Source organism: Collinsella aerofaciens (genome assembly GCF_901212495.1).
Taxonomy (GTDB): domain Bacteria; phylum Actinomycetota; class Coriobacteriia; order Coriobacteriales; family Coriobacteriaceae; genus Collinsella; species Collinsella aerofaciens_H.
Map to the genome: position 1 here is coordinate 6,959 of NZ_CAAKNY010000068.1, position 13,583 is coordinate 20,541.

The 13,583-nt window shown below is 53.3% G+C and carries 10 protein-coding genes; all 10 read right to left on the reverse strand.

Features of this window, described 5'->3' with window-relative positions; all coding sequences use genetic code 11:
• Positions 1–1,514: 1,514 nt before the first annotated feature.
• The 10 genes from SFLMC1_RS07685 to SFLMC1_RS07730 are packed head-to-tail and all read right to left on the reverse strand — an operon-like array spanning position 1,515 to position 13,557.
• A complete protein-coding gene (locus tag SFLMC1_RS07685; protein WP_152074660.1) occupies positions 1,515–3,284 on the reverse strand; it encodes a hypothetical protein in 1,770 nt (589 codons plus the stop codon).
• On the reverse strand, positions 3,281–4,714 hold the full coding sequence (locus tag SFLMC1_RS07690; protein ID WP_152074659.1) for a lipopolysaccharide biosynthesis protein: 1,434 nt from the start codon (positions 4,712–4,714) through the stop codon (positions 3,281–3,283). Before SFLMC1_RS07690 ends, SFLMC1_RS07685 begins: the two co-directional genes overlap by 4 nt.
• Positions 4,662–5,924 carry a glycosyltransferase family 4 protein gene (locus SFLMC1_RS07695; RefSeq protein ID WP_187323907.1) on the reverse strand — a complete coding sequence of 421 codons (1,263 nt, stop codon included), beginning with the start codon at positions 5,922–5,924 and terminating at the stop codon, positions 4,662–4,664. The genes SFLMC1_RS07690 and SFLMC1_RS07695 overlap by 53 nt, the downstream gene beginning before the upstream one ends.
• The gene (gene wzy / locus SFLMC1_RS07700; RefSeq protein WP_152074657.1) at positions 5,921–7,420 is read right to left on the reverse strand and encodes an O-antigen polysaccharide polymerase Wzy; all 1,500 of its coding nucleotides are present in this window, start codon (positions 7,418–7,420) and stop codon (positions 5,921–5,923) included. The genes SFLMC1_RS07695 and wzy overlap by 4 nt, the downstream gene beginning before the upstream one ends.
• On the reverse strand, positions 7,417–8,562 hold the full coding sequence (locus SFLMC1_RS07705) for a glycosyltransferase (protein ID WP_152074656.1): 1,146 nt from the start codon (positions 8,560–8,562) through the stop codon (positions 7,417–7,419). The genes wzy and SFLMC1_RS07705 overlap by 4 nt, the downstream gene beginning before the upstream one ends.
• A 1-nt stretch (position 8,563) precedes the next feature.
• On the reverse strand, positions 8,564–9,691 hold the full coding sequence (gene wecB, locus SFLMC1_RS07710) for a non-hydrolyzing UDP-N-acetylglucosamine 2-epimerase (protein ID WP_152074655.1): 1,128 nt from the start codon (positions 9,689–9,691) through the stop codon (positions 8,564–8,566).
• A 2-nt stretch (positions 9,692–9,693) separates the two neighbouring features.
• Positions 9,694–10,551 (reverse strand): SDR family oxidoreductase, encoded by an 858-nt coding sequence (locus tag SFLMC1_RS07715; RefSeq protein WP_152074654.1) that lies wholly within the window; start codon positions 10,549–10,551, stop codon positions 9,694–9,696.
• A gap of 2 nt (positions 10,552–10,553) precedes the next feature.
• Complete coding sequence (locus tag SFLMC1_RS07720) at positions 10,554–11,612, reverse strand: polysaccharide biosynthesis protein (protein WP_152074653.1); 1,059 nt, start codon at positions 11,610–11,612, stop codon at positions 10,554–10,556.
• A gap of 5 nt (positions 11,613–11,617) precedes the next feature.
• The gene (locus SFLMC1_RS07725; protein ID WP_152074652.1) at positions 11,618–12,868 is read right to left on the reverse strand and encodes a glycosyltransferase family 4 protein; all 1,251 of its coding nucleotides are present in this window, start codon (positions 12,866–12,868) and stop codon (positions 11,618–11,620) included.
• 2 nt (positions 12,869–12,870) lie between these two features.
• Entirely contained in the window at positions 12,871–13,557 is a 687-nt protein-coding gene (locus tag SFLMC1_RS07730) for a sugar transferase (RefSeq protein WP_152074683.1), read from the reverse strand.
• Between the last annotated feature and the right edge of the window lie 26 nt (positions 13,558–13,583).

Here is a 13,583-nt window from a genome sequence, read left to right on the forward strand (position 1 = left end):
GCAGGTCGTGGGTCACCTCGGAGCCGAAGAACTCCGGCGCGTCCAGCGTAGGCTCGTAGACCACCACGGGCACGCCCTTGGCCTTCACGCGCTTCATGACGCCCTGGATGGAGCTCGTGCGGAGGTTGTCGGAGTTGGACTTCATCATCAGGCGGTACACGCCCACGGCCGGCCTCTCCCTGCCCTCGTAGACGCGGTCCCACACCATCTGCAGCACCTCGTCGGCGAAGAGGTGCTTGCGGGTGCAACTGGCCTCCACGATGGCCTCGATAAGGTTCTGCGGCACGTCCCTACAGTTGGCCAGCAGCTGCTTGGTGTCCTTGATGGAGCAATCAAGAACTTCACTGCCGTTTTATCAACAAATATATCTAAATAGTCTGGATACGTCTTTCGAAATAGTTGGCGATTCTGTTGCCCATCTCATCAATTCTCAAAACAGTCACGAGCTTTTTCCTAGCTGCTTCAATGGCAAGGAAAAGGCTGAATGCGCACAGAATTAACCCACTCATCGCAAAGGTCCAAAAAGAAGGTGACTACGGAAGATAAAGGACCAGACCTTTCCAGAAACTCATTCTGAATAATTCGTGTTCATGGCCTAGGTAAACGCTGAATGTGCAGGCCGCGACAGCGCTAATATTTCGCCCCGCTATATCACCTATGTTAAGCCGTTGCATCGCAACAAAAAGCAACACTGCCGCAGTAATAATGGTGATGGAATTGTGATTATAGAGTAACCCCCCCCCTATATGTTCGCCAGAAAACAAGAACGCGGCCATCATCTGCGCTGCTAATTTAACAGTAAAGGTAATGAATGACAGACCAGTGAAACCGAGGATGAGTTTTTTGCTCGAGAGTCTCTCCAAGGGGTTGTAGATTCGCAGATAAGCTCCAATTAAGTAGAGAATAACGAACTAAACGATATTAGCGCCGCAATATAGAGAAAAATCTCAGAAGAGAACGGCATAAAAGAGGGTAGAACTGAGAATCCAATGAGGCTTACCAGCAAGATGCTTTTGCAACCCTTTTGGTCAATGTCTGCGATAGCCTTATTGATAAAGGGTGTCAACAGGCTAAGGATTAAATAGACATCGATAACCAGTAATGTTCCGTGGTGAACGGTGGAGCACACATGAGTAGTTGATTAAGTGGAGGCCTAACTCCGGCCACGAGCCCAATCAAAAGTCCCGGCCAAGGGTAAAACCACACAGCCAAAACCAGATGCACAAGTCGCTTGAAGTTAATCTTCTTCTTTAAGATGTCGAAATACCCAATGACCAAGACGAAACAGTCCACGGAGACGTAGAAGATCGCTTCCGAGATGCTCGTGGGGTAGAATCTCCCATCGGAAAAACGAAGTTGGTGAGTGCACCAGTCCGATAATTAAAATGCAACCCGATGATGAAAATCATCGAAACTATTTATAAAGGATCAAGCCCGTAAAGCCTCTTGGACACTTATCTAGTCCTCAGAAGAAATCGGCCAGCAATCTCGCCGCCGAAACAAAATATACTTCTCTACTTCACTAGCTCAAGGCAGACCGCCTCGGGCGTGCACTTGTGCATTGCGTCACTTACTGTTTCAAAACAAAGCTCCTTGCCTTTTGCCCATAGAAGGAAACGACAAAGATTTGCTGCATTGTGAGGAAGCTCAGACTCATCATCCTTTATGGTTAACGCAAGCGGGTACTCGGCTAGATAAGGGAGATTAGCATCGTCGTCAGTATGGAAGATATGGATAATGGGTTTACCGCTCGCCATGTACCCAAAGATCTTACTCGAAAGTTGTTTGCCCGGTAGCTCGCCAATCGAGAGCAAGCAATCACAGCCTTCATATAACGCCGGCAACCTATCCGCCGGCACCCAATTTGCCACAGAGCTCCCGCTCTTGATGAAGTCAGAATTGTTGCGCAATCTTCGAACCCATGAGGCAGACGTATAAACCTCCGCCTTAACCGAGCCCCGCGTCTCCCCAAGTAGGTTGAGCAAGTACGTCGGGGGGACCATTTTAGAGAAGGTCCCTGCTATGAGGAGGTGCCCCCCCCCACAGTTCAGGAGCCTTTCGACGGCAATCTCTGGGTCCTCATCGTGGAACAGCGCAGACACTTCATCGAACGCCATCTGTTTACCACGAGTCCGTTCCAAAAATGCTCTCACGGTCTCGCGAGCACACACTGCATCCTCGCCTGCGTTGATGACGCAACCAAGCGGGTAAGCGGATACGTCATCACGCACAGGATCGTCAGCGATAGAGCAAATGTGAAGAATGGGCTTGCCCGTCGCCATGTACTCGACGACCTTACTAGGCTTTTGGTCGCTTCTCGTATTGCCGATGGACAGAAGACAATCGGCTTTTGCAAGTAGCGATGTCATTTCACTCGATGGCACGGCATCAAGCAAGCTCACAGCATTGGGATGCTCAGAGGATTTCGGCTGTACTAAATCTCGTCCCGCCCCCATAACATACATGTCCAAGTGTGCCACATCTTCAAGCTCGCAGAAGATGTCAAGCGCGACTGCAGGGTCTCGAACACCCGCGCTGAGCGAACCAGCAAAGATAACTAGAGAACGGCCGTCCCCCCTTTTATCGGATGACTGAAGATTCTCTTTAGGCCTTACAAGCAGAGGATGTTCGATATGCACAAGCTTGCCGGAGCAATCCGGATGATACTTACGTACATGTTCATCCCAAGTTACATTGAGCACAAGATTGGAAGCCTCAAGCGCTTCACGCTCGACAGCAATGTTTGCCTTACGCTTGAGCTCGCGTGTGAAACGGGTCTTGCACAGCGTGCCCGAGTCCGCAAACTGGTCGAATATGACGGGGGTCAATTTGACTTCTGGATGTTGTTTCGAATATTCAACACATGCGATAACGCCCTCAAAAGGCGAAGAGCACGGAACAAGTTGATCCGGTACAAATCCAAGCTCCTCTATGGCCTTTCTGTAAGCTTCGACGAGATCCCAGTGTGCGCAGCTGCGGCCAGCAAGCGTACCGAAATAGTTAACCAATGCGCACGCTCTATCCGCCAGACGCCAACCAAAGCAGCAGGAGGCTTCAGCAAGATGACAATCCACCTGGGCTCTCATTTTAGATAGACTAGTCGAGACAAAAAGCACATCCTCAGGCAAGTCGTCTGTGAGGTTCACGGGTGAGTCCCAATACCGCTTAGCAATGACGGTAACCTCATGCCCCTCTCGAAGAAGGACATCTACAAGGTTTTTGGCGCATTTCTCAACAGCGGCATAACGTGGGAAGTAGGCATCGACCACGAATACAACCTTCATCGAACGCACCTTGATTTCTTTCTCTCGTTAGTGACGATATAGAATCCAGCCAATACGACCGCGGAAACAACATAGGCAACGGCAGATACTGAAAAAGCGCAGAACTGTGTGAAAAAAAAGAATGAGATCGCGAGTGTCAGTGGAGCAATCATTCCCAGTACACCCTCGATACCCAGCTCCCGCCGCAGTTCGATCTCTGACATAAGGCAGCGTCCGACTCCAACAATCGCAGTGGATGCGGCAATCCACCAAATCTCTCGTGTGATTGAATAGGAAATGAACGCTATGACGCAGAAACCTGAGACACTTTGCAAATTCACGATTAAAAGTCTATGTTCCTTGCGAAGCGCGTTGTAGAAGGTATTAACCAGAACCGACATCTTAGATTGATAAACAGCGGCAACGAACAGCAGGTTTAAGTACGCGAGCATTGGAATGTACTTGGCATAAAAAGCCTCAACTCCAAGATAGGCAGGAAAATACACGGCAAGACCCGCACACGCGAGCCAGAACACAATGCGGTCGATACGTTCGTAGTATGATCCGTAAGCATCATCGGGCAGCCGCTTGAGTGCTGGATAGAGCACCGATGATACAGCAGTTACAAGAGTAAGAACGAGATTCGTAACACTGGTTCCGAACGAATAGTATGCATAACCATCCAGTCCACCAAACCACTCAACAATGAATCGTCCCAAATTTGCCACAAGCATGCCTGCAAAGTTTGCAAACATAAGGTTGATACCAATCTTGATATCACCGGAGAATTCCAGCCAACCCTCCTTCACGCCAGCTGCAGGACCGAACACCAAGCGCCTGCATCGCCAGACGAAAATGGAAAAGGACACAATCTTAGAAATGAAGTCAGCAACAACGTACATCCTGTGGTCCGTGACGCCCAGTAAGGACATGGTTGCCGCAGCACCGAGAAACACGAACTTATCAATAACAGTGCACAGCGCATACCACTTGAACTGGTCTGTAATCTGCAGCACGTAAGTCATGAGGCCCGATACGCACAATACAAAAGCGTCGAGAGCGACGAAGAAGAAACCGAATCCGCGCTCGGCATCCTGACAGTTCGCGTAGAGGGCAATTGCCCCCGCGAACAGAAGCAACATGCCACAGTAGAACCTGAAGGCCGTCCTTAACTTCTTGAACGGAAGATCGTCGTAGGAGCTTCCGCCATAGAGAAGGTATACGCCGTCGTTGAAGCCCAGGGCGATAATTCCGACAAACCCGGAGTAGAGCACGTACTGCTGCCAATAAGCAAAACCCTCGACACTCATCACATGTGGCAACAGCAGGGATTTTACGATACCTGTGCCGAGCACGATGAGTTGGGCACCAAGAGCTAGTGCGAGATTTGCCTTGGTTTTAGAGAGTTTGGCGCTCAAAGGTTTGTTCACCGCCAATTCGCCCGAACGCATCTTTAACACACTCGTTATAAGCCTTCCACGTTATCTTGCGGGCGCTCTCGACAGCTGCTGATTTCATTGCTTCAAGTTCATGGGGGTGCTCCATGAACCATCGCATGTGTTCAGCTAGAGCGGCTTCATCCCCAGGCTCCACCACGAAGCCGTTAGACCCCTCCACAACAAAATCCGATGCCCCATTAGCAGTAGTTGTTAATAAAGGCAAGCCACAAGCCAGCGCCTCAAGGCAGGCGAGCGACATACCGTCTGTCAGGCTCGGAAATACCATCACGTCACTCTTGGACATGATTTCCTTCACGTGAGACTTCAATACGTTGCCAGTAAACTCATATTTGTTCAGATAGGGCGTGAGAAATCCGTCGGCGTTGTCATAGGCTCCGATAATCGAGAGTTCAAAGCTCCCAGGTTCAAGAGTATCAGCTGCGCGCAGTAGATGATGAATGCCCTTTGGCATGGAAGCACGACCGCAATAGACGAAGCGCACGGGTGAATGCGTAGCTGAGTTATCCTTATCGACCTCGAAGTTAGAACCGTAAGGACAACGAATAATCATATCGCTATTAGCACCGCAGAAGCAGAGTGACTTATCGACATGAGCTGAGGGCGAAAGGAACCAGTCCGACGCAGCAACCTCGTCGAATGCCTCCCCCAATCCGTTATGAAAATAATCCACAAACTCACGTTTTCGCTTAGCGGGAAGCCATGGGTTTGCCTCAATGTCCTCAAGAAAGGCCTTAGCATGGTACGGCTTCATGGAGGCAGATACGTCAAGGACACGCGCTATTCCTGGTGCCGTATGGCTAAGTTCCTTAAAAGTGGAAAGCGCGTGCTCGTTGTAACAGACCACAGCATCGAAGTCGCCCTGCTTGGCAAGTTCCGCAACCTTATGACCGAAATGTTCGTCGATCCAACAGTTGAGCGCGTTATAGAGCTTCTTGTTTTTGTCCACACGCAGCAGGAGGAGGCTCAAAAGCCCCAAAGCCTCATATCGTTGAACTACGCGTTTATCTGGAAAGTCAACCATGTAGCGCCCCTCGGCCTTGCTTCGGTCGTTTCCGCCCAGAAAACGTGTAGCGACCCTCGTAAGACTGCGCGGGCTGCCGTAAACGGTTGTCATATACGTAACATCATGACCCGCCGCCAACAACGCACGTGCCAACATATAGGAGTGCTGCTGCTGCGGATGAGCAACTAGAACTTTCATCGTGACCCTCCAAAACATTTCCGACTATCCGGCAAATCAATCCCGGGGGGCTCCGTCCCTTCCGCATGGGCTTTAATACGAGGTAATATCACCTGCTGTACGATAATGATCGGGAGTGCATTCCAGATAAAGTATCTTGGGAACGTCCTAACGTCACTGCGTATATAGAATGAAATGAGCATAAACGAAGCGCAGCAGGCGAACAGCGTACCGTAGGACCCTTTCTCGTAACTCTGTTCAACCGCGTTCTGAAGAATCGCGATGAAAACCCCGAATAGAAAGAAAAGGAAAACAGACCATACACCGTAATTAAAGTATGCCTCCGCGATGAAAGACGACCCCACCCCACCGTAATAGGTAAGATAGTCAGAAAAGACCTCGTCCACCGACTTAGACTGCAGATAAGCATTGCCCGTAAGTCCATTTGGGAGAACGTAAAGAAGACCAGCGAGATAGGTCTCACCGTTTGCTGTCTTGATCTGCTCCGGCACCATTTCAATTACCTTAGCGGTAACGGAATATGTAGACGCAGCCTCCCCAACCGCTTCAACAAGTATATTACCACCATCAGCATCGGAGACCGTTCCGGTATCAGAGAAGCCAGCACGCGCAAATGAGCCAAAAGAAAAGAGCGCAGCCAACAAGGCCAATGCTATGCCCATTTGAAAGAGCGAAGCTGCCGCACTTTTTTTCGAATAGCATAGAAACCAAACATAGGCAAAAGCAAGAGCGAGAACAAAGACATCGGTCCTGCTTCCCTGCATCATGTAAAGTCCCGAATAAATGCAAGTCGCAAGAATTTGCCACTTTTCACCCTTTTCCCTCGTCAGAAATGCAGCCAGAAGTGCATAAGGCATTATCGCTCCGAGAATACCGAAAGCATTGGCTATTCCAGAACGCCGATATGCAGCATCGGAAACGCGAGCCCCATAACCGACGGAATTGGTAAGTTGAATGTTTTGCAAAAGATAGATAAGTGTCGGAATTGAAAGAACGATTACCAGAAGCATACTCGCCCTACGAAGAGCGTAATAAGATCTTGTATGCCTCGCCTGCTCCGCCCTAACCCTCAAGTTGGATGGCCTCCGCTTAGCAAACAGGCAATAACCAAGCTGCAGAATCGCGAGCGAAAGAAGGATGAAAAAACTGGACTCCCAAGTGGACGATACAGTTAATGCGGTAGACGAAATATAAATACGGACAGGCTTAAGTCCGAGAGCAACAAGGAGCTGCTTCCCAAAATAAAAGGGGAAAGACACGAACAGGACAAGAAAATAAAAACTGATACTTTCGGTGAGCCTAAAGGCGTGGTAAAGCATTACCACATATGAGACTAAAGCTGCAAAAATTACAAACTGGTTGCATGCCCGGTAATCATCCGTCGGTGGACCCGCAAATAGCATTATTAAGAAAATGGTAATTAGAGCTAACAGCGCCACAATGCTAGACGCAGAAGAATAAAGAATGGTGTGTTTTACCTTAGTTGAGACGTTCATTCCGCCCTTCCGTCTCTACGGTTTCGATTCAAATCCTCTACAACTTCCCGAAGTCCCTCCAGTCCCAAATGCACCGTTACTGTCTTCTCTGGATCTGCCACCTCGGCGCAGGCAGATCCCTCCACCACGATGGCGCCCGTGCCGCAGGCGGCAGCTTCTGCTACGTTCATGCCGAAGGTTTCCTCGGCGCTAGGGTTAAGCAGGACGTCGCATGCTGTATAAATCTCGGCAAGCTCCTCCATGGAGTTGGTCCTAGGCAAGGCAACGATGGAGGGGGCTTCAGCCTTGGATTGCTTTGCCTGCTTGTCTGAAAGTCCCACGACTACGACGGAGAACCGCCCAGGGTCGAGTTCCCTCGCCAGCCGAACGAAAACAGGAAGTCCCTTGCGCTCGCTCCAAGTGGAGGCAACGCCCAACACCACGAAACGGTCCTCCAGATCACAGCGCTCGCGGAAATCGCTTGGCGTGGGTTTGAAGACAGTCGTGTTAACGGTATCATGCACCACCTTCACGTCGTACTTTGAAAGAAAACTCTGCTTGACGAGGTCGGCAAGCCATTGCGAGGGTGTTATAAGCTGCATGCGCTCGGGCGGCAGCATGGTGAACAAGCGTTTTTTCTGTTCATATGACCAGCGTACGGCAGCGTCTCCTGCGAAAGTCTCAGGATAAGTTTGTTTTTGCGGGCACGTGACACAGCCGGCGCAACCCGTTCGCCACTGCTCGCACTTCGCGTACGTAAAATAAATACAGTGACCGGTAAAAGCCCAGCAATCGTGAAGAGTCCAGACCACATTGCAGCGATGAGCGACTAGCCAATCGAACAGCATCTCGACGTTGATGTAGTAACCGAGCAGTAGGTGCAAATGGACCACGTCGGGGTCTATCTCGTCGAGCTTTTTCAATAATCTGCGCGTGATTGTCTCGGAATGGAAGCCGGGCTTTCCATCAATGCGCGTTCGCAGAACATCCAAACATACCTCTGAATAGCTCGCTATACGCTGTAGGTGGTCATCCTGCTCACGATTTCCGCGAGCCCAAAACACCCAAGACTCGTCACCGTTGGCAACGAGCTCTCGGTGCTTCTTAAATATTATCGAGTCGGCCCAACCACCCGAATATGCGTTTATCTGGACATATTTCAATCTAGGCTTTCCTCCACACCATCTTGTTCACGATGCCGGTATAGCTCTGAATGAGCTTGATCACCTTCGTCGCCACATTGCGATCAGCGTAGGCCGGTACCTCCACGCCGTCGTCGCCGTTGGCATGCATTGCAACAGCAAGATCAACGGCCTGTAGGACCTGTTCGGAGGTGATAGAGCCAACACAGAACACGCCGGCGTCCATAGCCTCGGGACGCTCGGTAGAGGTGCGCACCGAGACCGCGGGAAACTTGAAGTACGAGGCCTCCTCGGGAAGGGTCCCAGAGTCCGAAACGACGCACAAGGCGTTTCGCTGCAACTGGTTGTAGTCAAAGAATCCAAGCGGCTTATGCTGGATGACGCGGCTATCGAACTTGAAGCCACGGCGCTCGATCATCTTGGCGCTGCGCGGGTGGCAGCTATAGAGAACAGGAACGTCGTACTTCTCGGCCATCGCGTTCACGGCGCCCATCAGGCTGAAGAAGTTCTCCTCAATGTCGATGTTCTCCTCACGGTGTGCGGAAAGCAAGATATAGCGCCCAGGCTTAAGGCCTAGGTCATTCAGAACGGTCGACGTCTCGATATTCGGTAGCACCCGATCCAGCACCTCAGCCATGGGACTGCCCACCACGTAGGTGTTCTCTGGTTTAGCGCCAGTATCCAGAATGTAGCGGCGCGCGTGCTCGGAGTAGCACAAGTTCACGTCGCTCGTCACGTCGACGATGCGGCGGATGACCTCCTCGGGCAGGTTCTCGTCCTTGCAGCGGTTGCCAGCCTCCATGTGGAACACGGGGATCTTCAGGCGTTTGGCAGAAATCACACATAAGCAGGAGTTCGTGTCACCCAGCACCAGCACGGCATCAGGTCGTTCCGCAGCAAACAACTCGTAGCTCTTAGAGATAACGTTGCCCATGGTCTGGCCGAGGTCCTCACCGACCACGCCTAGGTAGTGATCCGGCTCGCGGATACCCAGGTCGTCGAAGAACACCTTGTTCAGCTCATAGTCGTAGTTCTGACCCGTATGAACGATTGAGAGTTCGAAGTACTCGTCGGCCTTACGCACGACCTCGGACAACTTGATGATCTCAGGGCGTGTGCCCATGACGACCATAAGTTTCAGCTTGCTCATATCTATATCATCTCGTAGTGGGGGTAGAGTTCCCTGTGCTCCCTTATCCATCCGGCCATCTCGCGAACCTGCTCCGGATAGAACTTGGGACGGTAGCTCGGCTCAAAGTTCGTGCGAACGAGCGTCTTGTCCAGCTGCAGCCCAGCGTCGGGTATTATCTCGATGGCACCGCCGCGCAGCTCACGGTTGAACAGCTGCAGCAGGTCGTACTTGTTGATTGAGCCCTCAGGCACCATGTTCACGAGCCCATGGGCCTCCTCGCACGCCTCGTGCTCCATCGCCTTGGCGAGCTCCAGTGTCGTCAGGCCCGTCCAGATGGCGCCAGTGAAGCCCTTGACCGGCCCGTGCTGCCCCATGAACCAGTTGAGCAGCCCGATGCCTCCGGGGTTCATATCGGGCCCCACGATCGAGTTGCGGAACGTCAGGTTTCTATCGTCGCGAAGCTCGCCCGCCGCCTTGGTCCGGTCGTAGGCGCTCTCGCCGTCCGGTTCGCTATTTTCCGTATAGGGCCCGGTGTTTCCCGCGAACACGCAGTCGGTGCTCATGTGGAACACGCGCGTCTGCCTACTTTCGGTCATGCCGGCCAGGACATGCGGAAGCTCACCATTTAACCAGGCGGCGTCGGGATTGGTCTCGGCCGCCTTGTTCAGCACCCCGATGCAATTAACGATCACGTCGAAGTCGACCTCGTCGATAGAGTCCTGCAAAAGCTTCTCGTCACGAATGTCGCCCAGGACCTGACTGTCGAGAAACGGCACGCCGCGGCGGCTGAAGCCGACCACAGTGTGCCCGCGCTCCTTGAGGTAAAGCGAGATGAGGTGGCCTGCCATCCCCGTGGCACCAAGAACCAGGAAGCGCATGCCTACTGCACCGCCTCTGCCTCGCGGCCCTCCAGGGCTAGCTGCACGTACTCGGCGGTCTTGATCTTGTCGATCGTGCCAGCCACGTCCAAGCACCTCGTGTTATGGGACGTATAGGGCTCGTCAGCCTGGGTGTGGACCTCCCCCTCCACGAAGAACTTGTCGTAGTTAAGGTCGCGCGTGTCGGCGTGAACACGGAAGTACTCGCCCATGTCCTCGGCACGCAGGCGCTCCTCGCGGGTCATGAGCGTCTCGTAGAGCTTCTCGCCGTGTCGGGTGCCGATGACACGCGTCTCGGTGCGGCCGAACACTTGCTGGACCGCTTCGGCGAGGTCACCTATGGTCGAAGCGGGCGCCTTCTGGATGAACAAGTCGCCGGGGTTGGCGTGCTCGAAGGCGAACTGCACGAGGTCGACCGCCTCGTCGAGGTTCATGAGGAAGCGCGTCATGCCGGGGTCGGTCACCGTCACGGGCTCGGCCGCACGGATCTGCTTGATGAACAGTGGGATAACGCTACCACGCGAGCACATAACGTTGCCGTAGCGTGTGCAGCAGATGGTTGTACGACCAGCGCCGTTGCGGGCGTTGGCGTAAATGATGGACTCCATCATGGCCTTGGACTTGCCCATGGCGTTGATGGGGTAGGCGGCCTTGTCGGTCGACAAGCACACGACTTTCTCGACACCCTCGGCGATGGCGGCGTGCAGCACGTTGTCGGTGCCGATGACGTTGGTCTTGACGGCCTCCATGGGGAAGAACTCGCAGGAGGGAACCTGCTTGAGGGCGGCGGCATGGAAGATGTAGTCCACGTCATGCATGGCATCGCGGACAGATTGGGCGTCGCGGACGTCGCCGATGAAGAAGCGGACCTTGGAGGCGAGCTCGGGGGATTTCTCCTGCAGGCGATGGCGCATGTCGTCCTGTTTCTTCTCGTCGCGGGAGAAGATGCGAATTTCGGCAAGGTCGGTGTCCATGAAGTGCTTGAGCACGGTGTTGCCGAACGAGCCTGTACCGCCCGTGATCATCAGGGTTTTACCGCTGAAGTAACTTTCGTTTTGCATATTAATTACCTTTCATTTCCAGTCGATGTCGCGATTAGCAGCGACTCGATCTCGTCCATATATCTGTCCTTAGTGAAGTTGGCCCGAAAATAAGCCCTTCCCGATTCGCCGAAACCTTCGTAGGCTGCGCGATTGTCGATGAAATCTTCTAGGAGGGAGGCGAGTCCCGCGGAATCGCCGGCGGGAACAGACCTGCCGCAACCTGAATCTCGGATGACCTCTGCAGCCGAACCATCAATGGCGGCGAGAATGGGCTTGCCGGCGGCCATGTAACCCTGCAGCCTGCTGGGCAGCGTCGAGCTGATCCAGGGTGCTCCCGGAACCCGTAGTGTCAGGATGCAGCAGTCCGCCATACGGTAAAAGTTGGGCATTTCTTCGAAGGGATGACGGCCATGGAAAATCACCTTGTCGCCGAGGCCGTTTGCGGCTACATATCGCTTACAGTCATCGATAACGGAGCCGGTTCCAACGACATGTAGCTCAAAATCGTCCCTAGACTTGATTCGGTTGACGGCATCGAGCACGCATGGCATGTCCTGCAGCCGCCCTATGTTTCCCATAACCATGAACCTAGTCTTCAGCGCGGGCGAGGGGCTTAACTCCATATCAAGGTAGCTGTCATCGGCGTATTGCGGGACGTATTCCAGGCGCTCTCGCTCGAAACCATGTACCTTCTCGAAGCAATCGACATACGCACTCGAATTCGTCGCCACGAAGTCCGCCTCGCGGTAAATGGCAGTACTGACAACCCTAAAGAGGGGCAATACGAATGAAAGTGTGCTTGGGAGCATGGCCATGACGGCATCGGGCCAGATGTCCGCACAGTACAGAAGCGCAGGACAGCCAGATTTTCTCTTGGCGTCCTTCATGGGTGCAGCCATAAGAACCGGCGTTATCTGGTATGCGAAAACGACATCGAAGTCGCCCGGAAGCTCCTTTACCTTCTTCTTTGCTTTCAGCATGTAGCTAATATAATTTCGCGCCAAGCCAACGATACCGTTCTTACGCGGTATCTCCTCTACGCGCACGATATGAACGCCATTGCGCTCCTGCATGCGGTTTTTTCCATCAAGGTAATCATCGGGGATAACACCCGTGGGATAGTTAGGAACGCCAACGAGCGCAGTCACATCGTGACCGCGTCTAGCAAGCTCCTCGCACACCTCGGTAATCTGAAATTGCTCTGGCCAGTAGTGTTGGCAGATGACCAAGATCTTAAGCGGGTGAGAACTATGCAAAAGACGAGAACCATGCATTCTTAGCACGCCCCGCTTCCGGTCAGTACCTCTATAACAGTGAGAGCAACAATCTTCATATCGGTCAGAACGCCCCTCCTGGCGATATACTCCAGGTCGCGGCGGACCATGCCGTCGAAGCCGGTATCGTTGCGGTCGGTCACCTGCCACCAGCCTGTGATGCCGGGCTTCACGGCCAGGCGCTGCAGGTCGTACTCGGTGTACTCCGCGACCTCGTTGGGAAGCGGCGGGCGCGGGCCCACGACGGACATCTGTCCCAGGAACACGTTGACGAACTGCGGGAACTCGTCGATGGAGTGCTTGCGGATGAACCTGCCGATCTTGGTGACGCGCGGGTCGTCCCTCATCTTGAACATGGCGCCGGCGATCTCGTTCTGCTCCTTGAGCTCGGCGAGGCGCTCGTCGGCGTCCCTGTACATGGAGCGGAACTTCCACATACGGAAGGTTGACAGGCTACCGTCGCGGTGGGTCTGGCCTACGCGGATCTGGCTGTAAAACGGGTTGCCCTCGCTCTCAAGGCGAATGGCCGCGGCGAGCACCAGGCTCGGTACGGCGATGACGGCTAACACGCAGCCGCTGAACACGATGTCGAACGCGCGCTTCACGGCACGGTAGGCCAGACGCGAGCGATCCCAGTCCATGATGGATTGCATGGCCTTGTAGCGGGCAGCGCCCTCGCGCCGGTCCATGGCCTGAGCAATCAGCGCCGCCCCCG